This window comes from Streptomyces sp. NBC_00203 (assembly GCF_045206325.1).
Lineage (GTDB): Bacteria > Actinomycetota > Actinomycetes > Streptomycetales > Streptomycetaceae > Streptomyces > Streptomyces lutosisoli.
The window spans coordinates 6,925,885-6,949,257 of sequence record NZ_CP108126.1 but is presented as its reverse complement, the minus strand read 5'-3'; the positions used below and the strand labels follow the sequence as shown (position 1 = coordinate 6,949,257).

Sequence of the window (23,373 nt, the reverse complement as noted above, 5' to 3'; positions counted from 1 at the left end):
CGGCAGTGCGGCGTGTCCTGACTCCCGGATGACAGATGTCATACGCCGACGCCCCCCACGCGCGGCTACCCCTTCGCCCGCAGCAGCTCCAGCGCGTCCGCCACCGACCGCAGGAAGGCCGCGGCCGCGGTGCCGCTGCACGGGAGTTCCGGGTTCCACGGCTCCACCACCGCCGTGGCGGTGAGCGCGCGCCAGCCCGGCAGGGCCTCCAACTCCCGCCCGGTCACGGCGTTCCCGCGGTTGTCGGCCAGGACGAGATCGGGCGCGAACGCGGCGGCCGCCTCCCATGTGGTCGTGGACCAGTTCACGCCGCCCGCGCCCGGGTCGGTCAACTCCACGCCCAGGTCCGCCAGATGGCGCAGTTCCGGCCAGGTCCGGGGCCGCGCCAGATGCACCTGTGCGGGCCCGGCGGCCGACAGCGCGAGCACCCGCTGCGGGCTCGCGGCGGCTCGTACGGCTTCTTCCGCGGCTGCCAACTCGCCCGGCTGCCGTGCCGGTTCGCCGTCCAGCGCCTGGGCCAGTTCGGCGAAGCGGGCGAGGATACGCGGGAGGCCGGTGTCGCCGCCCACCGCGAGGGCCAGCACGGGAACGCCCACCGCCGCGGCGACATCGGCGGCGACGGCGTACGGATGCTCGCGGTCGTACGTGACGTCGACGATCAGGTCGGGCCGTACCGACCGCAGCGCCATCTCGTCGAGTGCCTTGCCCGCGCCCAGGTAGGGCACGTCGGCCAGCGCCCCCGACTTGGCCGGGTCGGGCTGGTCCCCGTCGTGGCCGGATCCGTACACCCCGGCGGGCCGCACCCCGAGGTCCCAGAGCCCGGCTCCCGCCCGTACGTAGGCGGCGACCCGCTCGGGTCGCCCGTCGGTCCGTACGGTGACTCCGCGATCGTCCGTGAACTCCCACCCCATGCGGCTCACCCGCCCCTTCGACACCCGCTCGCCCTGGCCCGCTCGATGCCACGCTCCATCGGATCTTGGCGTACGACAAGAGGGCGCCCGGCCATGGAATCCATGGCCGGGCGCCCTCCCGAAAGCGCGTTCGCTAGCTGGGGTTGGTGGAGATGGTCACGATGCGGTCGGCGGCCGTCTTGCCGAGCAGTGCCTGGCCGAGGGCCGAGGCCACGTCCTGCGGGCTCACGGCCTTCTTACTGCCGTCGCCCTTGGTGATCGTGACGCCCGTGAAGGCGCCGCCGTACAGCTTCTTGAGGGTGACGAGGTCGTAGTGCTGGACGAGCTTGCCGTCGACCGCCTGCACGCTCAGGAACTGCCAGATGGAGTTCTGCGGGCTGAAGGAGATCGTGTGCACGGCGTCCGTGCGGACCGTGACGTTCGCGGACATCGCCGGCTTGGCGAAGGCCTTCATCATCCGGTCGACCTCGGTCTTCGAGATCGTCGGCTGCCGGGTCGTGGTGGCGACCTTCACTGGCGCGGTCGTACCGGTCTCCACCTGGGCGCGGTACGCGTCCACGACGGCCTGCGTCGAGGCGTTGACGTCGATGCCCTTGCCCGCCTTGCCGTACACGGCGACGGCCTTGCCCGCCACGAACTTGATCGTGCCGTCGCTCGCCGATCCGGAGCCGCCCGCGACGCCCCCAAGGGCCGCCTGGAGCTTCTCCTCGTCGACCGGCATCTCGGGCTCGACGACGCGTTCCTGGCCGAACAGCGAGCCGATCACCGACACGGGGTTGTAGTCGCTGCCCGCGGCGGCGCGGACGGTGGCCTGGGTGTCGAACTGGAGCCCGGCCTGGTCCGGCTTGAGCGAGACGGTGTCGCCGTCGACCGACAGCTTGAGCGCCTTGTTCGTACTGCTGCTGAAGGCGTCGTCGAGCTTCTTGACGGCCTCGTCGCGGGTGCCGCCGCCGATGTCGACGCCGAGCACGGTGGTGCCCTTGGGCACGTCCGAGTGGTTCATCAGGAGCCCGGCGCCGTAGGCACCGCCGCCGATGACGACCACGCCGGCGACCAGCAGCGTCAGCTTGCTGCGGCCCTTCTTCTTCTTGGCCGGCTTCGACGAGGCCGCGGGCTGCTGGACCGGCTCGGGCAGCTTCGGCGGGGTGTGCGGCAGCGGGCCGTCGGTGTGCGCGCCCGGCCCGAACGGGGAGTTCTGGGCGGGCGGTACGACGGGGATACCGCTGGTCAGGGTGTGGCCGGAGACATTGTCCCCGGGGCCGCCGTAGCCGCCTGCGCCCGGCTCGGGTGCGGGCTTCTGCGGCGTGAGGATCGCGGTGTCGTCACTGAGACCGCCGCTGAGACCGCCCCGCGGGGTGACATGGGTGCCCGGACCGCCAGGACCGCTCATGCTGCCCGGACCGCTCATGCCGCCCGGACCACCGGGACCGCCGCCGGGATATCCGGCACCCGGGCCCGCGGCCAGGCTGCCGGGTGCCACGCCCGGACCGGTCGGCGGCACCAGCGGGCCGTCCCCGGTGACCGGACCACCCGTCGGGCCCGCGGGCCCGCCCTCGGAGAAGTACGGCAGGTCGTCACGGCGCCGTTCGCCGCCGTTGCCGGAGCCGGCGGGCGACCCGGCGGAGGATCCCACGGCGGGGAAGGAGCCCGTGCTGCTCAGCGCCGCGGAGACGTCGAAGGAGCCGGTGCCGCCGCCATGGCCCGGGGCCACGGGTCCGGCGCCGGTGGCACCGGGCAGCCCGGCACCGTTCGTACCGCCGCCGCCGGGGCGGGGCCCGTTCGCGCCACCGGGCCGGGCACCACCGGGGGCACCCAGCGGACCGGCACCGTTCGCGGAGCTCGGGCGCGCACCGCCCGGGGCACCAGGACGTCCGCCCTGTGTCCCTGGGGAGCCGGCCGCGCCCGCGGGGCCCGAACCGCCCGGCAGGCCCGCACCGTTGGTGGAGCCGCCTCCCGGCCCGCCCTTGGGCGCACCGGACTTGCGCGGCGCGAACCAGTCGCTCGTCTTGTCCTCGGCCGTGGCGGGCGCCCCGGCGGGGCCGTCCGCGGACGGGGCCGTGGAGGGTGAGGTGGCCGTCGCGGTGGCCGCGCCTATGGGCGAACTCACGCCCGGCGACGCCTCCGCGCCGTTGCCCAGGCTGTCGGCACCCTCGGCGGACACGGCGGACCCGTCCGCGTCTGCGACCGGCGTGCGGACGACGACGGGCGGGATGGGCCGCGACCCGGGGATGTTGATCCGGATCCGGGTCGTCAGCGTGGTCTCGGTCTTGCGCTCCTCCGGCGGGTTGCCGGTGGCCGAACGGCCCGCGTCGGCGCCGCTTTCGGAAGCCATGGGGGTCCCGTACGGCGGCGTCCCCGACGGGTACGCGGCTCCACCGCGCCCGTTGGGCCCGGAGGACGAACTGTCAGTTTCACGACTCAAGGCAGGTTCTCCCGGTTGGCTCCGCCGCCCGTTTACTCGACCTCATCTCGGGCAGCTCGGCGGCGCGCACCACCATACTGGCCGTGTCCGGCGCGCAAACCTCGCCCGCCAAGGAAACCCCCACGGGACCCGCACCTGTTGGATACGGCGAAGTGGTACGTCACTTGCCAAGTCGGACGTCGGAGCGGTCCGGTTGCCGCCCTTGTCCAAGGGTGGCGCACATCACAGCAACTGCCATCCCGCCGAGCAGGAAGAGGTAGGAAACGACTCCCGCGCCGAAGAGGAAGTCTCCCTCCGGGCGGCTGGCGGTGAGCAGCACGACGGCGACCATCCAGCCGGCCGCGGGCGCGACGGCCCCGGCCCGCGTGCCGGTCGCCCGCGCACCGCCCAGGAAGAGCCCGGCCGCGCCCGCGATCGCGAGCAGCAACCCGCCCGGGAACCAGCCGGATTGCACCAGCGCCCCGGCGGCCCCGACCACCACGCCGAGTACGAAGAGCCCCAGGTAGGCGGCGATCCGCCCGCCCGAGGGCCGGGTCAGGGGCTGGGCGAGCATGTTCCCGCCGCCGTTCGTGCTCATCACAGGGACACCCCTTCGAACAGGTCCGTCTCGGGCGCCGCCCCGCCGCGCGCGCCGCTCTCGCCCCGGTCTGCGCGTACCAACTCGTAGTACTCGGTGGTGAAGATCGGCTGCGCGAGCTCGTTGGAGAGCGCGAAGTACGGCTCGGCCACCTCGATCTGCGTGGCGTGCGCGCGCATCGCGGCGGTCTTGGCGGCGGCGTACGCGGTGCCGTCGATCTCGGTGGTGATGACCGACTCGTCGACCACGCCGGGTACGTCGTCGATGGCGGCGGCTTCGCCGAAGGGCAGCTCGGGGAGGGCCTCGCGCAGGCGCGCGAACGCTTCCTCGGCGACCGTGCGCGGCACCCGGTTCCAGTAGATCTTGGCGATCGGCTGCCCCGCGTCGGCGGCCAGCTCGGCGGCGCGCATGGCGACGCGGTGGGCCTGGATGTGGTCGGGGTGGCCGTAGCCGCCGTCGGGGTCGTAGGTGACGAGGACCTGGGGGCGCACCTCGCGGATCACCGCCATGAGGTCCGCGGCGGCCGCGTCGACGTCGGCGGCCCAGAAGGCGCCCGCGCGGTGGTTCTGCTCCAGGCCCATCATCCCGGAGTCGCGGTAGCGCCCGGGGCCGCCGAGGAACCGGTGGTCGGTGACGCCCAGCTCCTTCATGGCGGCGCTCAGCTCACCTGTCCGGTACGGGCCGAGCCCGCCCTCGCGGTGGGGCTCCAGATGCGCGAGCTCGGGCGGGATGACCTCGCCCTCCTCGCCGAGGGTGCAGGTCACCAGCGTCACATGGGCGCCCTCGGCCGCGTACTTGGCCATGGTCGCGCCATTGTTGATCGACTCGTCGTCCGGGTGCGCGTGCACCAGGAGCAGACGCCGGTCGGGCAGTTCCGTCATGGAACCACCCTACGAGGCCGCCGCTCAGAACTTGATGCTGCCGATCATCCCCGCGATGTTGGTGGTCAGCTCGCTGATGGTGGGGGCGACCGTCGAGGAGGCGAGATAGAAGCCCAACAGGACACACACGACCGCGTGCCCGCCCTTCAGTCCTGACTTCTTGATCAGGAGAAAGACGATGATCGCCAGCAGCACCACCGCCGAAATCGAGAGTGCCACGGCGGCTCACCTCCAATGGTCCCAGGGACTTGGGGTCCGGTATGGGGGGGGTCGGTCACGGGTCGGTAAATCCATACAACAGCCAGCAGGTTGATACCCACACAGCGCTAGTGATCATAACTATCCGTACGCGCGCATCGATCGGCGCACGGCCGCACAAGGGGGCGCATGGCCAATATGGTCGGGGCATGACGACCGAGCCCCTCTCCTTCCCGCGCCGGTACGCCCGCACGCAGCGGTTCACCTCCGGCGCGCCGCGTGCGTTCACCGTGTCTCCCGACGGTTCCCGAGTCGTGTTCCTGCGGTCCGGCTCCGGTACGGACCGCGCCCATCAGCTGTGGGTTCTCGATGTGGCCGAGGGCGCGGAGCGCGTCGCGGCCGACCCGGCGGCGCTGCTCGGCGGCGCCACCGAGCATCTGCCGCCGGAGGAGCGGGCGCGCCGCGAGCGCAGCCGGGAGGGCGGTGCCGGGATCGTCGGCTACGCCACCGACACGGCGGTCGAGTTGGCCTCTTTCGCCTTGTCAGGGCGGCTTTTCACGGCGGAGCTGCGGGCCGGCACGGCACGTGAACTCCGCGTCCCCGGACCGGTGATCGACCCGCGCCCCTCGCCCGACGGACGGCTCGTCGCATACGTCGCCGGGGGCGCCCTGCGGGTCGTCGGCGCCGAGGGTGGGGACGACCGGGCGCTCGCGGAGCCGGAGCCCGCCGCGGATCCGGCGTCGGTTTCCTATGGATTGGCTGAGTTCATCGCGGCCGAGGAGATGGGGCGTTCGCGCGGCTTCTGGTGGTCGCCGGAGAGCGACCGGCTGCTCGTCGCGCGGGTCGACGACACGCCCGTGCAGCGTTGGTGGATCTCCGACCCTGCGCGTCCGGAGAGCGATCCGCAGCGGGTCGCGTACCCGGTGGCAGGCAGCGCCAACGCGGACGTACGGCTCTTCGTCATCGCCCTCGACGGGGTGCGCACGGAGGTTGTGTGGGACCGCGCGCGCTACCCGTATCTGGCGCATGTGCACTGGTCAGCGGCGGGTGCGCCGCTGATTCTGGTGCAGGCCCGGGACCAGCGCAGCCAGCTGTTCCTGGCGGTGAACCCGGACACCGGGGCGACCCGGATGGTACACGCGGACGAAGATCCACAATGGCTGGATCTTTTCGCCGGCGTGCCGTGCTGGAGCCCCGGCGGGCAGCTGGTGCGGATCGCCGACGAGGGCGGCGCCCGGGTCCTCGCCTTCGGTGAACGCCCGCTGACGGGACCGCAGTTGCATGTGCGCGCGGTGCTCGACGTCTCGGACGACGATGTGCTGATCGCGGCGTCGGCCGGCGAGGCCGCGGCGGCCCCGGAGACCGGCGAGGTGCATGTGTACCGCGTCAACGAGCTCGGCATCGAGCGCGTCTCTCACGAGCCCGGCGTGCACTCGGCGGTGCGCGCCGGGGGCGTGACCGTGCTCGTCTCGTCGGTGCTCGACCGGCCGGGCGCCCAGGTGCAGGTGCTGCGGGAGGGGAAGCAGACGGCGACCGTACCGTCGTACGCCGAAAATCCCGGTTTGTCCCCGCGCGTGACGCTCACGCAGGGGGGCGCACGGAAAATCCCATGCGCCGTGCTTATGCCTACTGACTACGACGGCGACAATCCCCTACCGGTCCTCATGGACCCCTACGGCGGTCCGCACGGCCCCCGGGTGCTGGCCGCGCACAACGCGCACCTCACCTCGCAGTGGTTCGCCGACCAGGGCTTCGCGGTGATCGTCGCCGACGGACGGGGCACCCCCGGCCGCTCCCCCGCCTGGGAGAAGGCGGTCCGCGACGACTTCACGCTCTCCCTCGACGACCAGGTCGACGCGCTGCACGGCCTCGCCGGGACCTTCCCGCTGGACCTCTCCCGGGTGGCGATCCGCGGCTGGTCCTACGGAGGCTGGCTCGCGGGGCTCGCCGTGCTGCGCCGCCCCGACGTCTTCCACGCGGGCATCGCGGGCGCCCCGGTCGCGGACTGGCGGCTGTACGACACCCACTACACGGAGCGGTACCTCGGTGACCCGGCGGCGGCCCCGGCGACGTACGCGAAGAGTTCACTGATCACCGACGACGGGCTCTCCGCGCCCGCCGAGCCGCACCGGCCGCTGATGATCGTGCACGGCCTCGCCGACGACAACGTGGTCGTGGCGCACGCCCTGCGGCTCTCCTCGGCGCTGCTGGCCGCCGGCCGCCCGCACGAGGTGCTGCCGCTGTCCGGCGTCACGCACATGACCCCACAGGAGCAGGTCGCCGAGAATCTGCTGCTGCTCCAGGTGGACTTCCTGAAGCGGTCACTGGGCCTGGCCTAGCCGGAACAGCAACGGACCGGGGCGACATGGCGCGCCCCGGTCCGTTTACGGCACCCGCACGGCCGTACGTTGTTCAGATTGACGCGTCCGTATATCGAGATCGGGTCGGCTAAGTTGCCTGCGTGTTAACGCAGTTGGTGCACATTTGTACGGCTATTTCACCCCGTCAGCATGATCGTCTGGCGGCTCCTCCGGCGGTACCACCTGCTTCTCCTCCGCGAAGTGACAGGCCGAGTCGTGCGCGGCCGGGCCCTCGGTGAGCCGGAACTCCGCGGGCACCGCGAGCAGCGGCACCTCCAGCGTGCACCGCTCCTGCGCCTTCCAGCAGCGGGTGCGGAAGCGGCATCCGGAGGGGATGTTCGCCGGAGAGGGCACATCGCCGGTGAGGATGATCCGCTCCCGGTGCTCCCTGGCCTCCGGGTCGGGCACGGGCACGGCGGAGAGCAGCGCCTGGGTGTAGGGGTGCGTCGGGTGGTCGTAGATCTCGGCGTCCTTGCCGGTCTCCACGATCCGCCCGAGGTACATCACGCCGACCCGGTCGGAGATGTGCCGCACGATCGACAGGTCGTGCGCGATGAAGACGAAACTCAGGTGGAACTCGTCCTGGAGCCGGTCCAGCAGGTTGATCACCTGGGCCTGCACGGAGACGTCAAGCGCGGAGACCGGCTCGTCGGCGACGATGATCTCGGGGCGCAGCGCCAGCCCGCGCGCGATGCCGATGCGCTGGCGCTGGCCGCCGGAGAACTGGTGCGGGTAGCGGTTGATGTACTCCGGGTTGAGCCCGACCACGTCGAGCAGGTCCTGGACCTTCTGCCGGCGGGCGCCCTTGGGCGCGACCTCGGGATGGATCTCGTACGGCTCCCCGATGATGTCGCCGACGGTCATGCGCGGGTTGAGCGAGGTGTACGGATCCTGGAAGACCATCTGGATGTTGCGGCGCACGGCCTTGAGGGCCTTGGCGGACAGCCGGGTGATGTCCTCGCCCTTGTACTTGATCGTCCCGGCGGTCGGCTTCTCCAGGTTGACCAGCATCTTGGCGACCGTGGACTTGCCGCAGCCGGACTCGCCGACGATGCCGAGGGTCTCACCGCGGTCGAGATGGAAGTCGACGCCGTCGACGGCCTTGACCGCGCCGATCTGCTTCTTGAAGAGGATGCCCTGGGTGAGGGGGTAGTGCTTGACCAGGCCGCTGACCTCGAGAATCGTCTCAGACATCGGACTCTCCCCCCGCGTTCGCGCCCCCGTCGCCGGCGCCCCGGTCGCTCGCGGCATCGAGCGTCTCCCTCCAGAAGAAGCAGGCGCTCCTGCGGACCCCTTCCGGACCGTCCACCTCCGCGAGCGGCGGCACCTCGCTCCGGCAGATGTCCTGGGCCATCGGGCAGCGCGGGTTGAAGGCGCAGCCCGGCGGGATGCGCATCAGGTTCGGCGGCAGGCCCTTGATCGCGTAGAGCTCCTTGCCCTTCTGGTCGAGCCGCGGGATCGACTCCAGGAGCCCCTTCGTATAGGGGTGCGCCGGGGCTTTGTAGATGTCGTGGACCGGCGCCGACTCGACGATCCGGCCCGCGTACATCACCGCGATGTGGTCGGCGACGTCCGCGACCACGCCGAGGTCGTGGGTGATGAGGATGAGCCCCATGTGGAGCTCGCGCTGCAACTCGGCGAGGAGGTCCATGACCTGGGCCTGGACGGTGACGTCGAGCGCGGTGGTCGGTTCGTCGGCGATGATCAGCGCGGGTTCGAGTGCCAGCGCCATGGCGATCATGATGCGCTGGCGCATGCCGCCGGAGAACTGGTGCGGATAGTCGCGCACCCGGTCGGCGGCGGCCGGGATCCGTACCCGGTCCATCAGCTCGATCGCCTTGGCCCGGGCGTCCTTCCTCGACATCCCGCGGTGCACGGTGAACATCTCGCCGAGCTGGTCGCCGACGCTGAGCACGGGGTTCAGGGAGGAGAGAGCGTCCTGGAAGATCATTGCCATCTCGGCGCCGCGCACCTTGCGCCGCTCCTCCTCCTTGAGCTTCAGCAGGTCCTTGCCCTGGAAGAGGATCTCGCCGCCGGTGATCTTGCCTGGCGGCATGTCGAGGATGCCCATCACGGCCTGCGCGGTCACCGACTTGCCGGAGCCGGACTCGCCGAGCACAGCGAGCGTCTCGCCCTCGTCCACGCTGTAGTTGACGCCGTTGACGGCCTTGGCGACCCCGTCCCTGGTTCGGAACTCCACGTGCAGATCGCGCACTTCGAGCAGCACCGCGGTCACCTCAGCTTCGGGTCGAGGGCGTCGCGCACCGCGTCGCCGAGCATGATGAACGCCAGGACGGTGATCGCGAGGGCGCCGGCGGGCCACAGCAGCATGTGCGGGGCCTGCCGGATGTAGGCGGACGCCGAGGAGATGTCGATGCCCCAGCTGACCGTCGGCGGCTTCAGACCGACGCCGAGGTAGGACAGCGTCGCCTCCAGCGAGATGTACGTGCCGAGCGCGATGGTGGCGACGACGATGACCGGCGCGACGGCGTTGGGCGTGATGTGCCGCAGCATCAGCCGGGAGTTGGAGGCGCCGAGGGCGCGGGCGGCCTGGACGTAGTCGTTGTGCTTGGTGGTGATGACGGAGCCGCGGGCGATGCGGGAGATCTGCGGCCAGCCGAGCAGCACCATGAACCCGATGACCGGCCAGATCGTATTGCTGGTCACCACGGAGAGGAGGACCAGACCGCCGAGGACCACGGGGATCGCGAAGAAGATGTCGGTGATGCGGGACAGGAACGAGTCCCCCAGCCCGCCGAAGAACCCGGCGAGCATGCCGAGCACCGAGCCGAGGATCGCGACACCGAGGGTGGCGCAGACGCCGACGCTGATCGAGACGCGGGTCCCGTACACCGTCCGCGTGTAGACGTCGCAGCCCTGGCCGTCGAAGCCGAAGGGGTGTCCGGGCTGCGAGCCCTCCTGGGCCTTGGCGAGGTCGCACTTGAGCGGGTTCCCGGAGGCGATCAGGGAGGGCCAGAGGGAGATGACGACCAGGAAGAGGATGACGAGCCCGGAGAGGATGAAGACGGGGTTGCGCCGCAGGTCGCGCCAGGCGTCGGACCAGAGCGATCGCGGCTTCTCGTGCGGACCCGTGCCTTCCGGTCCGCCGGGGGTCTTCTCCAGGGTCTCCGCCTCGCTGGTCCCGAGGTCCATGGTGCCCCCAAAGCCGGTCGGTGCGATGGCGAGGTCGTCCGGGGGAGGCCCCACCGGCCTCTCAGGCACCCCAGGACCACTGGATCCCCCAGGCCCCCCAGGCCCCCCAGGCCCGTCCGGCTCGTACGGGTCGTACGGCGGCTGCTCAGGCATAGCGGATCCTCGGGTCGAGTACGGCGTAGAGGAGGTCGACGAGCAGGTTGGCGACCAGGAAGACGAGGACGAGGATGGTCACGAAGCCGACCACGGTCTGGGTGTTCTGCCGGAGGATCCCCTGGTAGAGCTGGAAGCCGACGCCGTGGATGTTGAAGATCCGCTCGGTGACGATCGCGCCGCCCATCAGCGCGCCGATGTCGGTGCCGATGAAGGTGACGACGGGGATCAGCGAGTTGCGCAGCAGATGCTTGGTGGTCACCCGGCGCCGGGGCAGGCCCTTGGCGATGGCGGTACGGACGTAGTCGGACCGTCTGTTCTCCGCGATGGAGGTCCGGGTCAGCCGGGTCACGTAGGCGAGGGAGACCGAGGCCAGCACCAGGCCCGGCACGATCAGTTCGCCGAAGGTGGCATCCCCGGAGACCGAGGGTTCGATCCAGTGCCATTTGACGCCGAGCACCAGCTGGAGCAGCAGACCGGTGACGAAGATCGGCACCGAGATGACGACCAGGGTGAGCAGCAGCACGCCCGTGTCGACCGGCCGGCCGCGGCGCAGCCCGGTGATGACGCCCAGCGTGATCCCGATGACGATCTCGAAGAGGATCGCGACGATCGTCAGCCGGATGGTGATCGGGAAGGCGGAGGCCATCAGCTCGGTGACCGGCTGCCCGTTGAAGGCGGTGCCGAAGTCGCCGGTGAAGATGTGGCCCAGGTAGGTGAGGTACTGCTGCCACACGGGCTTGTCGAGGCCGAACTCCTTGCGCAGCTGGGCGGCCGTCGCGGGGTCGCACTGCTTGTCGCCGCACAGGCCCGCGATGGGGTCGCCCATCACGTTCACCATCAGGAAGATCAGCAGTGTGGCGCCGATGAAGACCGGGATCATCTGCAGCAGACGCCGGATTACGTACCGTCCCATGAGGGCTCCGGAGGTAGTACGGGGCGAGCGCCGGGGTTCTTCTCAGAAGAAGCGCGCTCGCCCCGTGGACGTTTCAGCTGACCTTGATCTCGTTGTAGACGGGAACGCTGAACTGGTTGAGCGCCACGTTGGAGATGTTCTCCGAGTAGCCGGCGCTGCCGTTCTGGTACCAGAGCGGGATGGCGGCCATGTTGTCCCGGACGACCCCTTCGGCCTGCTGGAAGAGCTTGATGGCCTTGGCCGTGTCGGTCTCCGCGTTCGCCTGGTCGACGAGGTTGTCGAAGTCCGCGTTGGACCACTTGCCGTCGTTGGAGGAGGCGTTCGTGTAGTAGAGCGGCTGCAGGAAGTTCTGGATCAGCGGGTAGTCCATCTGCCAGCCGGCCCGGAACGGGCCGGGCATCTTGTGCTGGCCGATCTGGTTGCGGAAGTCGGCGAAGGTGCCGATCGGGTTGCCGACGCAGGCCTTGTCGTTGCCGAGCGCGTTGTTGATGGAGTTGCAGACGGCGTCGACCCACTCCTTGTGTGAGCCGGTGTCCGCGTTGTACGAGAGCTTGATCTGTCCGCCGGGCAGACCGCCGCCCTCCTCGACCAGCTTCTTGGCCTCGGTCGGGTTGTACTTGCAGGAGTCGCCGCACAGCCCGTCCTGGAAGCCGCCGTCCGTACCGAGCACCGGTGAGGTCCAGTCGGTGGCCGGGGTGCGGGTCTTCTGGAAGATCGTGTCGGTGATCTGCGCGCGGTTGATCGCCATGGACAGACCCTGGCGGACCTTCACCGCCCCGCTGGTGTCCCACTTCTTGTCATAGAACGGGAAAGCCAGCGTCTGGATGATGCCGGCCGGTGTATTGATGTAGCGATCGCCCAGGTCGCTCTTCACGTTCTTCAGCTGAGAGGCGGGCACGTCGTCGACGAGGTCGAGGTTGCCGGCCAGCAGGTCGGTGTAGGCGGTGTTGTTGTCGGTGTAGACCTTGAGGGTCACGCCGCCGTTCTGCGCCTTGTCGTCGCCGGGGTAGCCGTCCCACTTCTTGAGGGCCATCTCCGAGCCCTTGGTGTACGAGTCGATGGTGTACGGGCCGTTGCCGACGGGCTTCTTGACCCAGGCCGCGTGGTCGTCGAAGAACGCGGTGGGCAGCGGCGCGTAGGCCACATAGCCGAGGGTGTCGGGGAACGTCGAGAACTTCTGGTTGAGCTTGACGGTGAAGGTGTTCGTGCCGGTCACCGCGAGCCCGGAGAGGGTGTCGGCGGTCTGCTGGCTGCCGTCCTCCGGGTGGACCTTGTCGTAGCCCTCGATGTACCCGAAGAAGTACGCGTTCTTCTGGTTGTTCTTGAGACTGGCCCCGTAGTTCCACGCGTCGACGAAGGACTTCGCGGTGACGGCCTCGCCGTTGCTGAACTTCCAGCCGTCCTTGACGGTGATGGTGAAGTTCTGCGAGTCCGAGGTGTCGATCTTGTCGGCCAGCATGTCCTCGGCCGCGCCGGTCTTGGCGTCGTACCGCTTCAGACCGCGGAAGATCATGTCGAGGACCTTGCCGCCCTGCACCTCATTGGTGTTGGCCGGCTCCAGCGGGTTCTGCGGGTCGCCCCAGGAGGAAGTGAGTACCCCGGAGCCGTTGCCACCACCGCCGCCGCCCCCTCCGCCTCCGCAGGCGGTTGCCGCGAGGGCTACCGCCGCCGCGCATGCGGCCCATCTGGCGTGCGTGGCTCCACGCATGGAGTGCCTCCTCAAGAGTGCGCTATGCCTTTAGCGCCCAATATCGGCGCATACAGGGCACATCGCACATTCACCCCACCCTTCCGGGTGGCGGTACCACCCGGATGCATCCGGCCGCATCCGGAAGCGGGCACTCCGGATGATCAATGCAATGGATCTTCGTCCTTCGATGCGGAACCGTTGGATTTCGTGCACCAGATGTACGCATTCCGAGACTCCGGCGTCCGCTTATCGAACTCCTTGCCCGTTTCGCGCAGTTGGCCCGATTCTGGACACGGAACGGCCACAGTGCGCTACACGCGTAGTTACGCTAAGGTCAAGTCCAGGCAAAGAAGGTAAAGAGAAACCCAAGGGGGTCGAGAATTTATTGACCTTGAATGAATTGCGTTGAAAAAGTCCGGCGTAGCCCGTAGGGAGCGCCCTGCGGAGCCCTTGACGTCCTTCGGGCCTGGAGCACCATGACCCCCCCTACTCCTTCCGCGGCCGCCCCGCTTGAGGTGACCGACGAGACCGAGAAAACCTCGGCTCCGTCTTCCACCCCCAAGGGCTCGGAGAGTCGCTCCCCTGGACGACTCGCCTGGAAGCGGTTCAAACGCGACCGCACGGGCGTCATATCGGCCTACATCGTGATCTTCTTCTTCGCGATCGCGATCTGCGCCCCGCTGATATCGAAGCTGTACGGCAAGGACCCGTACACCACGTACGCGAGCCAGCGGCCGGAACTCCTCGACGCCTTCTCCTACCCCTCGGGTCCGAACGGCGGGATGAGCTCGGAGTTCTGGTTCGGCATCGAGCCGCAGCTGGGCCGGGACGTCTTCACGTACCTGCTGTACGGCATCCGGACCTCACTGGGCCTCGCCGTGGCCGCCACCCTGCTGACCACCGTCGTCGGCGTGATCATCGGCATCACCGCGGGCTACCTGGGCGGCAAGACCGACTACTTCGTCGGCCGGATCATCGACATCGTGCTGTCGTTCCCGTCCACGCTGTTCTTCATCGCCTTCATGCCGGTGGTGTACGGGCTGTTCGTCGCCCCTGACGACAACATCCCCACCTCCCTGCGGGCCGTCTCCCTGATCCTCGTCCTCTCCGCCTTCGGCTGGGCCTCCATCGCCCGACTGCTGCGCGGCCAGGTACTCGGTCTGCGTGAGCGGGAGTACATCGAGGCGGCCAAGGTCACCGGCGCCTCCCCGCGGCGGATCGTGTTCAAGGAACTGCTGCCCAACCTGTGGACGCCGATCATCATCCAGTCCACGCTCATGCTGCCGGCCTACGTGACCGCGGAAGCGGGTCTGTCCTTCCTCGGCGTCGGCATCATCGACCCCACTCCGGACTGGGGCGTCATGATCCAGCGCGGCGCCCAGTTCTACACCGAGGACCTCACCTTCATGCTCTTCCCGGGCCTCTCGATGGTGATCTTCGTCCTCGCCTTCAACCTGCTCGGCGACTCGGTGCGCGACGCGCTCGACCCGAAGTCCAAGCGGTAGCCACCACGTTCCACCCGGCCCGTTCAGTGTCGTCCGGCCGGCTTCATCCGTCCCGATCGTCCATATAAGGCAGGCTTATCCATGTCTTTCTCCCGTAGAAACTTCCTGATCGCGACCGGCGTGGTCGCGGCCTCGTCGTCGCTCCTGACCGCCTGTGGCGGCGGCAGCGACAACAAGTCGACCCGCAAGGTCCCCAAGGTCAGCGGTTCCAAGACCCAGGAGATCCCGGTCGGCACCAAGGCCGACTCGACCGGCCCTGCGCCGGAGGTCACGGGAGCGGTCAAGGGCGGGACGATCTACTCGCTCGACCAGTTCGACATGGACCACCTGGACCCGGCGCAGATCTACGTCTCCACCGAGGGCGCCATCACCGTCCCGATCCTGCGTGGCCTCACCGGCTACAAGATCGACGACAAGGGCGGCGCCACCCTGGTCGGCGACGCGGCCACGGACGCGGGCACGATGAAGGACGGCGGCAAGACCTGGACCTTCACCCTGAAGGACGGTCTGAAGTGGGAGGACGGCACGGACATCTCCGAGGCCGACCTGCGCCACACCTTCGAGCGCCTCTTCGCCACATTCGTCACCGAGGGTCCCCGCTACGTCCAGCAGTGGCTGGTCGGCGGCGACAAGTACAAGGGCCCCTACGGCGGCAAGTCCCTGGACTCCATCGCGGTCGACGGCAAGACCATCACGTTCAGCCTCACCGAGGCGCGCACCGACTTCAACTTCACGCTGGCCATGCGTGCTTACTCCCTGGTGAACAAGAAGCACGACACCAAGGAGAAGTACGACAAGAAGCCCTTCTCCTGCGGCCCGTACAAGATCGGCGCCCGCAGCATCGGCAAGTCGCTCACCTACGTGCGCAACGAGCACTGGGACCCGAAGACCGACTCGATCCGCAACAACTACCCGGACAAGTACGTCTTCCAGTTCGGCTTCGAGCCGCTGGCCTCGACCGACCGCTACGTCGCGGACTCGGGCAACGACCAGTACGCGATGTCGATCTTCAACGAGGTCGCCCCGGAGCGCATCGCCTCGGTCCTGACCAACGCCAAGCTCAAGAAGCGCGTCCTCACCGAGGTCGACACGGTCACCTACTACTGGCCGATCAACACGACCCGCATCACGGACGTCAAGGTCCGTCAGGCCATCAACTGGGCCTGGCCGCACCAGCAGCTGCAGACGATCCGCGGCGGCGCCTCCACCAGCGAGCTGGCCTCCACCATCCTCTCGCCGGTGACCCCGGGCTACCAGAAGTTCGACCTGTACGGCGTGACCACGAAGCCGGGCGGCGACGCTGCCAAGGCCAAGGCCCTGCTGAAGGAAGCCGGCAAGGAGGGCCAGAAGCTGGTCATCGCCTACCAGGCCTCGGACAACGCGCAGAAGCAGGCCGTCGCGATCAAGAACGCTCTGGAGGCGGCCGGCTTCACGGTCGTCAACAAGCAGGTCGACAAGTCGACCTTCTACACCCAGATCGGCAAGATCGACAACGACTACGACCTGTTCGCCGCCGGCTGGAGCCCGGACTGGCCGAACGGTTACTCGGTCTTCTTCCCGTGCTGGAGCGGCAAGAACATCGGCGACGGCCGCAGCAACTACGCCCAGCTGAACGACCCGACGATCAACAAGGCGATCGACGCGGCCGCCAAGATCACGGACGTCGCCGCGGCCAACAAGGCCTGGGGCAACATCGACCGCCAGATCATGGAGACGGCCGCCGTGATCCCGGACTACCACTCCATCCGCAACTGGATGCACGGTTCCAAGGTCGGAAACGTCATCTACGACAGCGGCAACACCTGCGTCGCGCTCTGCAAGCTCTACGCGATGAGCTAAGCCGTACGACCCTGGGGGCGGCCGTTCGCCCGGCCGCCCCCTCCGGCTCCTCCTCCTTTCACGCCCCCGGCGACGGCGCCCCGTCCGGAAAGTCACGCCCCCCATGTCCCGCTTCCTCATTCGCCGAGTCCTCGGCGCACTGGTCATCCTGCTGATCATCAGCGCCATCACCTTCTGGCTCTTCTACGCCATCCCGCGTGACCCGGCGATGATGTCCTGCGGCAAGAACTGCACGCCCGACATGCTCGCGCAGATCCGGCACAACCTGGGCATCGACCACCCGATCCCGGTGCAGTACTGGGACTGGCTCAAGGGTGTCTTCGTCGGACGCGACTACGGGAGCTTCGGGAACTGCAACGCCCCCTGCCTCGGCTACTCCTTCGCCAACCGCGAGCCCGTCCTCGGCACGATCCTGGACCGCCTGCCGACGACCCTCTCGCTCGCCCTCGGCGCGGCCGTCGTCTTCCTGATCTTCGGCGTCGGCGCGGGCATGCTCGCCGCCCTCAAGCAGGGCAAGTTCCTGGACAAGTTCGCCAGCTCGGCCTCGCTCTTCGGCTCCTCGCTGCAGATCTACTTCGTCGGCTACATCGCGATGTTCTTCTTCGTCTCGAAGCTGGGCCTGTTCGCGCAGCCGTCGTACACGCCGCTCACCGAGGACCCGGTCGCCTGGTTCTCCGGACTGCTGCTGCCCTGGCTGACCCTGGCGATCATCTTCACCGCCAACTACACCCGTATGACCCGCTCCCAGCTGGTCGAGCAGCTCAGCGAGGACTACGTCCGCACCGCCCGCGCCAAGGGCCTGTCCCGTGCGAACGTCTTCTTCCGGTTCGCCTGGCGCGGTGCGATGGGCCCGATCGTCACGGTCTTCGGCATCGACCTGGGCACCCTGGTCGGCGGCGCGATCATCACCGAGTCGACCTTCAGCATGCAGGGCGTCGGCCGCCTCGCGGTGGACTCCGTGGTCAAGAGCGACCTGCCCATGCTGCTCGGCGTCACCGTCCTGTCGGCCGGCGCGATCGTGCTCGCCAACATCGCCGTGGACGCCGTCTACGCCCTCATCGACCCGCGGATCCGGCTCGCCTGACCCCGGGCACCCCGCCCCCGACAGCTACCCCCGGCATCACCCCCCTCAGGAGCGTCCCCGTGACGAGCACCGATCAGCAGCCCTTCCTGTCCGTCAGGGATCTGAAGGTCCACTTCTCCACCGAAGACGGCGTCGTCAAGGCCGTCGACGGTCTCACCTTCGACCTGGCCAAGGGCAAGACGCTCGGCATCGTGGGCGAGTCGGGCTCGGGCAAGTCCGTCACGAACCTGACGATCCTCGGCCTGCACGACCGCGACCGCACCGCCATCGACGGCGAGATCCTGCTCGACGGCAAGGAGCTGCTGACCGCCTCCGAGCGGGAGATGGAGCAGCTGCGCGGCAACAAGATGTCGATGATCTTCCAGGACGCGCTGGCCTCGCTGTCGCCGTACCACACCATCGGCAAGCAGATCGGTGAGACGTACCGCAAGCACACCGGCGCCTCCAAGAAGGAGGCCCGGGAGCGGGCGATCGAGATGCTCAAGCGCGTCGGCATCCCGCAGCCGGACGTCCGTGTGGACGACTACCCGCACCAGTTCTCCGGCGGTATGCGCCAGCGCGCGATGATCGCGATGGCGCTGGTCTGCGACCCGGAGCTGCTGATCGCGGACGAGCCGACGACGGCGCTCGACGTGACGGTGCAGGCCCAGATCATGGACCTGCTGAAGGACCTCCAGCAGGAGTTCGGCACGGCGATCATCTTCATCACCCACGACCTGGGTGTCATCGCCGACATCGCGGACGACGTGCTGGTGATGTACGGCGGCCGGTGCGTGGAGCGCGGCACCAAGAAGGAGGTGCTGCGCGAGCCGCAGCACCCGTACACCTGGGGTCTGCTGGGCTCGATGCCGACCCTGGACGGTCCGGTGGACGTACCGCTGAACCCGATCCCCGGATCGCCTCCGTCGCTGCTGAACCCGCCGACCGGCTGCCGCTTCCACCCGCGGTGCACCTTCACGGAGAAGATCGAGGGCGGTCTCTGCTCCACCGAGCAGCCGCTGCTGACGATCACGGACGGGCGCGGTGCCGCCTGTCACCTCACGGCGGACCAGCGCCACGAGTTCTTCGCCGACTACGCCGCGACCCGGTCGCACTGACGTAACTGAGACGGGATTTCACGATCATGAGCAACACGAACCCCCTCCTGGACGTCACCGGACTGACCAAGCACTTCCCGGTGATGGGAGGCTTCCCCTTCAAGCGGAAGATCGGCGCGGTCCAGGCCGTGGACGGCCTCGACTTCCAGGTCGCCGAGGGCGAGAGCCTGGGCCTGGTCGGCGAGTCCGGCTGCGGCAAGTCGACGACGGGCCGGCTGATCACGCGCCTCCTGGAGCCGACCGGCGGCAAGATCAGCTACCGCGGCCAGGACATCACGCACGCGGGCCGCAAGCAGCTGGCGCCGATCCGCTCCGAGATCCAGATGATCTTCCAGGACCCGTACGCGTCGCTGAACCCGCGCCAGACGGTCGGCAAGATCATCTCGGGCCCGATGGAGATCAACGGGATCAACCCGCCCGGCGGCCAGGAGAACCGCGTACGCGAACTCCTGGAGACGGTCGGCCTCAACCCCGAGCACTACAACCGCTTCCCGCACGAGTTCTCCGGCGGTCAGCGCCAGCGCATCGGCGTGGCACGGGCGTTGGCGCTCTCGCCGAAGCTGATCGTGGCGGACGAGCCGGTCTCCGCGCTGGACGTCTCCATCCAGGCGCAGGTCGTGAACCTCCTCCAGGACCTCCAGCGGGACCTGGGCATCGCGTTCGTCTTCATCGCCCACGACCTCGCCATCGTCCGCCACTTCTCTCAGCGCGTGGCGGTCATGTACCTCGGCAAGATCGTGGAGATCGCCAACCGCGAGGACCTGTACGAGAACCCGCGCCACCCCTACACGCGCGCGCTGCTGTCCGCCGTCCCCGAGGCCACGGCGGACGACGTCCCGGCCCGCGAGCGCATCCTGCTCACCGGCGACGTGCCCTCCCCGCTCAACCCGCCGTCGGGCTGCCGCTTCCGCACCCGCTGCTGGAAGGCGACGGAGAAGTGCGCGACGGAGGCTCCGCCGCTGGTCCAGGTCGAGGGCAACAAGGACGGCCATCTGACGGCCTGCCACTACCCGGAGACTACGGCGGACCTGGCGCTGCCGGCGGCCCGCAAGTCTCTGTAGGACCCCCGGCGACGCCCTGACACACCCCAATTCGTCGGGGCGCCGCCGCACGGGACCGACCTTCGACGGCCCATTGACCCGAGCCCACGAACGTCCGGTTCCCGGGGAACGAAGGCCCGTGCACCCTGGAGGGGAGCACGGGCCTTCGCCTTGGCCGGGGCACAGGGCATCGCTCTCGCTACCCCACCCCGGCTACGTCTGCGAGAACGGCCCCGAGATCGAGCACCCGCCGATCGGCCGCATGCGGCGCCGGGACGCGGTCGTCATCCCCGAGGACGTGCTCGACGAAGAGGGCTTCGCCGTCGATGCGACTCAGGTGCTGGCTGTCGTCGAGATCGTCTCCCCATCCAGCTCCAGCTCCCCCACCACCTGATCCCCGCTCGTCTCCCCCGTACGCCGGAACCCGAGCCGCAGATAGAACTCCTCGGGTCCACCCTCGCCCTCACCCCAGGTCACGGTGACCCGGGACTGGTTGCCGCGGCTGCGGATCTCCTCGCAGACGGACTCGACGGCGAACCGGCCGTAGCCGCGGCCCTGCCGGCCGTCGGCGATGTTCAGGCGCCAGAGACCCGAGCGGGGGCGGTCGTCGGGGTTGTGGGGGTCGAAGCGGATGTCGAAGAAGGCCATCACGAACCCGACGAGTTCCTCGCCGTCGAAGATCAGGCGGGGCCAGGCGGTCTCGGGGTGCACATAGGCCTCGGCCAGTGACTTCACCACCGGGGACACGAACGGTTCCTGCTCCGGCCGCACCTTCAGCGCGATCGCCGCGTCGACGTTGTCCGGCGTCACCCTCTCCAGGCGCAGACCGGCCACCACTAACCCAACTCCCCGCGCTCCACGCAGAATTCATTGCCTTCCGGGTCCGCCAGGACGACCCACCCGCCACCGTCCGGACGCGTGTGATCCGCGATCTGCCGGGCACCGAGCCCGAGCGCCCGCTCGACCTCGGCCGCGCGGGTGCGTCCGTGCGGCTGGAGGTCGAGGTGGACGCGGTTCTTGGCCGCCTTCTCCTCCGGGACGTGCACGAAGAGGAGGGTCGGCCCGCCGGACGGGTCCACGATCACCGCCTCCGGGTCACCGGGCTTGTCGTCGTCGGCGAGCGGCCGGCCGAGCAACTCGCTCCAGAACAGCCCGAGATCGTACGGGTCGCCGGTGCAGTCGAAGGTGAGGGTGCGGATAGTGGGGTTCAACGGTCCTTGTTCTCCCATGTTCTAGGATCCGGTCCGGCCGTCGGCCAGTTCGCGCAGGATGTCGAGGTGACCGTTGTGGCGGGCCGTCTCCTCGATGAGGTGGAGGAGGATCCAGCGCAGGTCGACATTGCGGCCGTCGCGGATGGGGCGCTCGGCCTTGTCGTCCAGGGAGTGCCCGGCGACCAACTCGCGGTAGCGGGCGGCCTGTTCCTCGTAGTCGGACAGGAGGTCGGCCAGCGGGATGTCGACAGCGATACGCATCTCGCGGTCGGGGTCCTCGTCCGTCCAGGGCCCCTCGTCCTCCTCGCCGAGGAACACCACCTGGAACCAGGAGTACTCGACCCAGCGAAGGTGGCTGATCAGCCCGCAGAGGGTCATCAGCGGGGAGCCCGGCAGCGGGGCCTTGCGGGCGTTCTCCGGGGAGACGCCCTCGCACTTGGCGCGCGCCGTGGCACGGGCGTAGTCGAGGAAGGTGGTCAGCTGGGTGCGTTCGTCCCAGGCGGAAGGCGTGTCGGTTCGAGTCATCGGGGTGAAGCATCCCCGGCCGTCCGTTCGATGTCGAGCGAATAAGAACCCGCCCGCGGTACGGGGTTGTCGGCGCCCGCGCATGCGGACCAGACTGTCGCGCCATGGCCCTCCACCTGCGCGGAACCGTCCTGCCCGACGGCGCCGTACGCGACCTCTGGACACTCGGCGACCGGATCACCTTCCAGCGCCCCGCCGCCCCCGCCGACACCGTCGCCGACGGCGGTTTCCTGCTCCCGGGCCTGGTCGACGTACACACGCACCCGGGGGCCGCCGACGACTCCCTCGTCTTCGACCCGGACGTCCTCGCCGAGCAGATCGCCGCCCACCGCGACGCGGGGATCACGGCCCTGCGCTTCCCCGGGCTGCTGGGCGAGGTGCCCACGGCGCTGCGGGACGCGCCGGACTCGCCGCGCATGATCACGGCGGGGCGCTGGCTGGCCTGGGCGGGGCTCTCGAAGAGCGCCGGGTTCCACACGGTGACCGATGACCTCGTCGCCATGGCGGTGGCGGAGGCGAAGGCCCACGACGGGTGGTGCAAGCTCATGGGCGACTGGGACTTCGAGGCGGCGCCGGTGCCCTGCGAGCTGCTGCGCGCGGTCGTCGACGGCGTGCACGCGGCGGGCGGTCGGGTCGCCGTGCACTGCCAGTCGGCGGAGGGTGTGCTGGGCGCGGCGCGCGCCGGTGTCGACTCGATCGAGCACGGGATGGGCATGCCCGAGGAGTGCGTGGGGCTGATGGCCGCGCACGGGACCTCGTACGTCCCCACCCTCACCGCCTTCGCCCGCAGCGCACCCCGCATCAAGGACAACGCCCGGGGCCGGCTCTGGCACGAGGGCCACCGCACGATGATCCGCCGTGTCCGCGAGGCGTACGACGCCGGTGTCACCGTCCTCGCCGGCACGGACTCCGCGCCGTTCGGCAACGTCGCCACCGAGGTCGAACACCTCATCGCGGCCGGACTCCCGCCCGAGACCGCGGTCGGCGCCGCCAGCTGGACCGCTCGCACCTTCCTGGGCCTGCCCACCCTGACGGAGGGCGCCCACGCCGACATCACGGTCTACGACGCCGACCCCCGCCTGGAGCCCGGCACCCTGCGCCACCCCCGGCGCATCGTGCTGCGCGGCCGGATCGTCCGTTGACACCGCGTCACTCGTACCGCGTCACTCGTCCCTCGCCACCAGCTCCACCTCGAACCCGTCCGCGTTCTCCAGATACGCGGCGCAGTGCTCGGTCCCGCCCGCGTACGGATGCCGGTCCGGGAACAGCAGCGTCCAGCCGTACGCCGGCGCCTCCTCGACCAGCGCGTCGAGCCGGGCGCGGCTCGCGACATGGAAGGCGAGGTGGTTGAGGCCGGGGCGCAGACGGTCGTGCCGGTCACCGGTCAGCGCGGGCGACTGCTCGACCACGAGGTAGGTTTTCCCCAGACGCCAGCTGCGGCCGTCCGGCCAGTCCTGGTACGGGACGCACCCGAGCCCCTCCAGCAGCCAGCCCCACCCCTCCACCGCCCGTCCCAGGTCCGGCACCCACAGCTCGATGTGGTGCAGCATCGGCGCTCCCCTCGGCTTCGTACCGTCAGGGTGTCAGAGGCCTCGGCCCGGTCGCGGACCCTTCGGGTTCTCGGGCGGCCTCGCCGTGGGCATGCCCGGGGGGTGGGTCGGGGCCGTGCCGGTACGTCCAGCGCGTCGCCGGTGGGCATTACTGCCTGCTTCCACAGCATGAACTTGCCCATAACCACGTAAGCGACGGGCTGGACGTACCGACACGGCCCCTTCCTTGCGTCGCCGACTGCGGGTGCGCCGCGGTATCGG

At 69.5% G+C, this 23,373-nt stretch carries 22 protein-coding genes; 8 read left to right on the top strand and 14 right to left on the bottom strand.

Features of this window, described 5'->3' with window-relative positions:
- Positions 1-65: 65 nt before the first annotated feature.
- The 5 genes from OG975_RS31185 to OG975_RS31165 form a co-directional block, all read right to left on the bottom strand.
- A complete protein-coding gene (locus tag OG975_RS31185) occupies positions 66-911 on the bottom strand; it encodes an ABC transporter substrate-binding protein (RefSeq protein WP_406336547.1) in 846 nt (281 codons plus the stop codon).
- Between the two features lie 133 nt (positions 912-1,044).
- Positions 1,045-3,333: a hypothetical protein gene (locus OG975_RS31180; RefSeq protein ID WP_406332679.1), complete on the bottom strand. Its 2,289-nt coding sequence runs from the start codon at positions 3,331-3,333 to the stop codon at positions 1,045-1,047.
- Positions 3,334-3,493: 160 nt separating this feature from the next.
- Positions 3,494-3,910 (bottom strand): DUF6113 family protein, encoded by a 417-nt coding sequence (locus tag OG975_RS31175; protein ID WP_406332678.1) that lies wholly within the window; start codon positions 3,908-3,910, stop codon positions 3,494-3,496.
- Positions 3,910-4,791, bottom strand: a complete 882-nt coding sequence (mshB, locus tag OG975_RS31170; protein ID WP_406332677.1) for an N-acetyl-1-D-myo-inositol-2-amino-2-deoxy-alpha-D-glucopyranoside deacetylase — start codon at positions 4,789-4,791, stop codon at positions 3,910-3,912. Before mshB ends, OG975_RS31175 begins: the two co-directional genes overlap by 1 nt.
- A 24-nt stretch (positions 4,792-4,815) precedes the next feature.
- Complete coding sequence (locus OG975_RS31165) at positions 4,816-5,010, bottom strand: hypothetical protein (RefSeq protein ID WP_030038342.1); 195 nt, start codon at positions 5,008-5,010, stop codon at positions 4,816-4,818.
- A 188-nt stretch (positions 5,011-5,198) separates the two neighbouring features.
- On the opposite strand from OG975_RS31165, the gene OG975_RS31160 reads away from it, so the two are divergent.
- Complete coding sequence (locus OG975_RS31160) at positions 5,199-7,328, top strand: prolyl oligopeptidase family serine peptidase (protein WP_406332676.1); 2,130 nt, start codon at positions 5,199-5,201, stop codon at positions 7,326-7,328.
- Positions 7,329-7,481: 153 nt separating this feature from the next.
- On the opposite strand, the gene OG975_RS31155 is transcribed toward OG975_RS31160, so the two are convergent.
- The 5 genes from OG975_RS31155 to OG975_RS31135 all read right to left on the bottom strand — a co-directional run bounded on the left by OG975_RS31155 (position 7,482) and on the right by OG975_RS31135 (position 13,279).
- Positions 7,482-8,543 (bottom strand): ABC transporter ATP-binding protein, encoded by a 1,062-nt coding sequence (locus OG975_RS31155; RefSeq protein ID WP_406332675.1) that lies wholly within the window; start codon positions 8,541-8,543, stop codon positions 7,482-7,484.
- Positions 8,536-9,576, bottom strand: coding sequence for an ABC transporter ATP-binding protein (locus OG975_RS31150; protein ID WP_406332674.1), 1,041 nt, complete (start codon positions 9,574-9,576; stop codon positions 8,536-8,538). The genes OG975_RS31155 and OG975_RS31150 overlap by 8 nt, the downstream gene beginning before the upstream one ends.
- Positions 9,577-9,581: 5 nt before the next feature.
- Positions 9,582-10,502 (bottom strand): ABC transporter permease, encoded by a 921-nt coding sequence (locus tag OG975_RS31145; RefSeq protein ID WP_406332673.1) that lies wholly within the window; start codon positions 10,500-10,502, stop codon positions 9,582-9,584.
- A 145-nt stretch (positions 10,503-10,647) separates the two neighbouring features.
- Positions 10,648-11,571 (bottom strand): ABC transporter permease, encoded by a 924-nt coding sequence (locus OG975_RS31140; RefSeq protein WP_330307110.1) that lies wholly within the window; start codon positions 11,569-11,571, stop codon positions 10,648-10,650.
- 73 nt (positions 11,572-11,644) lie between these two features.
- Entirely contained in the window at positions 11,645-13,279 is a 1,635-nt protein-coding gene (locus tag OG975_RS31135) for an ABC transporter substrate-binding protein (RefSeq protein ID WP_406332672.1), read from the bottom strand.
- Positions 13,280-13,737: 458 nt separating this feature from the next.
- Between OG975_RS31135 and OG975_RS31130 the strand changes: the two genes are divergently transcribed.
- The 6 genes from OG975_RS31130 to OG975_RS31105 all read left to right on the top strand — a co-directional run bounded on the left by OG975_RS31130 (position 13,738) and on the right by OG975_RS31105 (position 20,220).
- Entirely contained in the window at positions 13,738-14,766 is a 1,029-nt protein-coding gene (locus OG975_RS31130) for an ABC transporter permease (protein WP_327431501.1), read from the top strand.
- 81 nt (positions 14,767-14,847) lie between these two features.
- Positions 14,848-16,605: an ABC transporter substrate-binding protein gene (locus OG975_RS31125; RefSeq protein WP_406332671.1), complete on the top strand. Its 1,758-nt coding sequence runs from the start codon at positions 14,848-14,850 to the stop codon at positions 16,603-16,605.
- A gap of 103 nt (positions 16,606-16,708) precedes the next feature.
- The gene (locus tag OG975_RS31120; protein WP_327431499.1) at positions 16,709-17,689 is read left to right on the top strand and encodes an ABC transporter permease; all 981 of its coding nucleotides are present in this window, start codon (positions 16,709-16,711) and stop codon (positions 17,687-17,689) included.
- Positions 17,690-17,748: 59 nt separating this feature from the next.
- Positions 17,749-18,786: an ABC transporter ATP-binding protein gene (locus OG975_RS31115; protein WP_330307107.1), complete on the top strand. Its 1,038-nt coding sequence runs from the start codon at positions 17,749-17,751 to the stop codon at positions 18,784-18,786.
- Between the two features lie 26 nt (positions 18,787-18,812).
- Positions 18,813-19,847 (top strand): dipeptide ABC transporter ATP-binding protein, encoded by a 1,035-nt coding sequence (locus OG975_RS31110; RefSeq protein WP_330307106.1) that lies wholly within the window; start codon positions 18,813-18,815, stop codon positions 19,845-19,847.
- A 118-nt stretch (positions 19,848-19,965) separates the two neighbouring features.
- Positions 19,966-20,220: a hypothetical protein gene (locus OG975_RS31105; protein ID WP_406332670.1), complete on the top strand. Its 255-nt coding sequence runs from the start codon at positions 19,966-19,968 to the stop codon at positions 20,218-20,220.
- Here OG975_RS31105 and OG975_RS31100 read toward each other — a convergent pair.
- From OG975_RS31100 to OG975_RS31090, 3 genes are read right to left on the bottom strand one after another with little or no spacing between them, the layout of a single operon-like run.
- Entirely contained in the window at positions 20,160-20,663 is a 504-nt protein-coding gene (locus OG975_RS31100; protein WP_406332669.1) for a GNAT family N-acetyltransferase, read from the bottom strand. The two genes, OG975_RS31105 and OG975_RS31100, sit on opposite strands and share 61 nt — an antisense overlap.
- Entirely contained in the window at positions 20,663-21,055 is a 393-nt protein-coding gene (locus OG975_RS31095) for a VOC family protein (protein WP_406332668.1), read from the bottom strand. The genes OG975_RS31100 and OG975_RS31095 overlap by 1 nt, the downstream gene beginning before the upstream one ends.
- A 3-nt stretch (positions 21,056-21,058) precedes the next feature.
- Positions 21,059-21,562, bottom strand: coding sequence for a DinB family protein (locus OG975_RS31090; protein WP_406332667.1), 504 nt, complete (start codon positions 21,560-21,562; stop codon positions 21,059-21,061).
- A 104-nt stretch (positions 21,563-21,666) separates the two neighbouring features.
- Between OG975_RS31090 and OG975_RS31085 the strand changes: the two genes are divergently transcribed.
- Positions 21,667-22,704, top strand: coding sequence for an amidohydrolase family protein (locus tag OG975_RS31085; RefSeq protein ID WP_406332666.1), 1,038 nt, complete (start codon positions 21,667-21,669; stop codon positions 22,702-22,704).
- Between the two features lie 21 nt (positions 22,705-22,725).
- Here the strand turns inward: OG975_RS31085 and OG975_RS31080 are convergent, their stop codons facing one another.
- Positions 22,726-23,112 (bottom strand): VOC family protein, encoded by a 387-nt coding sequence (locus OG975_RS31080; RefSeq protein WP_406332665.1) that lies wholly within the window; start codon positions 23,110-23,112, stop codon positions 22,726-22,728.
- Between the last annotated feature and the right edge of the window lie 261 nt (positions 23,113-23,373).

Bases quoted from the DNA above. Each gene is read 5' to 3' on its own strand.
- OG975_RS31140 (WP_330307110.1), bottom strand. From the start codon at position 11,571: ATGGGACGGTACGTAATCCGGCGTCTGCTGCAGATGATCCCGGTCTTC.
- OG975_RS31085 (WP_406332666.1), top strand. From the start codon at position 21,667: ATGGCCCTCCACCTGCGCGGAACCGTCCTGCCCGACGGCGCCGTACGC.
- OG975_RS31090 (WP_406332667.1), bottom strand. From the start codon at position 21,562: ATGACTCGAACCGACACGCCTTCCGCCTGGGACGAACGCACCCAGCTG.
- OG975_RS31130 (WP_327431501.1), top strand. From the start codon at position 13,738: ATGACCCCCCCTACTCCTTCCGCGGCCGCCCCGCTTGAGGTGACCGAC.
- OG975_RS31185 (WP_406336547.1), bottom strand. From the start codon at position 911: ATGGGGTGGGAGTTCACGGACGATCGCGGAGTCACCGTACGGACCGAC.
- OG975_RS31110 (WP_330307106.1), top strand. From the start codon at position 18,813: ATGAGCAACACGAACCCCCTCCTGGACGTCACCGGACTGACCAAGCAC.
- OG975_RS31125 (WP_406332671.1), top strand. From the start codon at position 14,848: ATGTCTTTCTCCCGTAGAAACTTCCTGATCGCGACCGGCGTGGTCGCG.
- OG975_RS31145 (WP_406332673.1), bottom strand. From the start codon at position 10,502: ATGGACCTCGGGACCAGCGAGGCGGAGACCCTGGAGAAGACCCCCGGC.
- OG975_RS31135 (WP_406332672.1), bottom strand. From the start codon at position 13,279: ATGCGTGGAGCCACGCACGCCAGATGGGCCGCATGCGCGGCGGCGGTA.
- OG975_RS31095 (WP_406332668.1), bottom strand. From the start codon at position 21,055: ATGGGAGAACAAGGACCGTTGAACCCCACTATCCGCACCCTCACCTTC.
- OG975_RS31160 (WP_406332676.1), top strand. From the start codon at position 5,199: ATGACGACCGAGCCCCTCTCCTTCCCGCGCCGGTACGCCCGCACGCAG.
- OG975_RS31155 (WP_406332675.1), bottom strand. From the start codon at position 8,543: ATGTCTGAGACGATTCTCGAGGTCAGCGGCCTGGTCAAGCACTACCCC.
- OG975_RS31120 (WP_327431499.1), top strand. From the start codon at position 16,709: ATGTCCCGCTTCCTCATTCGCCGAGTCCTCGGCGCACTGGTCATCCTG.
- OG975_RS31175 (WP_406332678.1), bottom strand. From the start codon at position 3,910: ATGAGCACGAACGGCGGCGGGAACATGCTCGCCCAGCCCCTGACCCGG.
- OG975_RS31080 (WP_406332665.1), bottom strand. From the start codon at position 23,112: ATGCTGCACCACATCGAGCTGTGGGTGCCGGACCTGGGACGGGCGGTG.
- mshB (WP_406332677.1), bottom strand. From the start codon at position 4,791: ATGACGGAACTGCCCGACCGGCGTCTGCTCCTGGTGCACGCGCACCCG.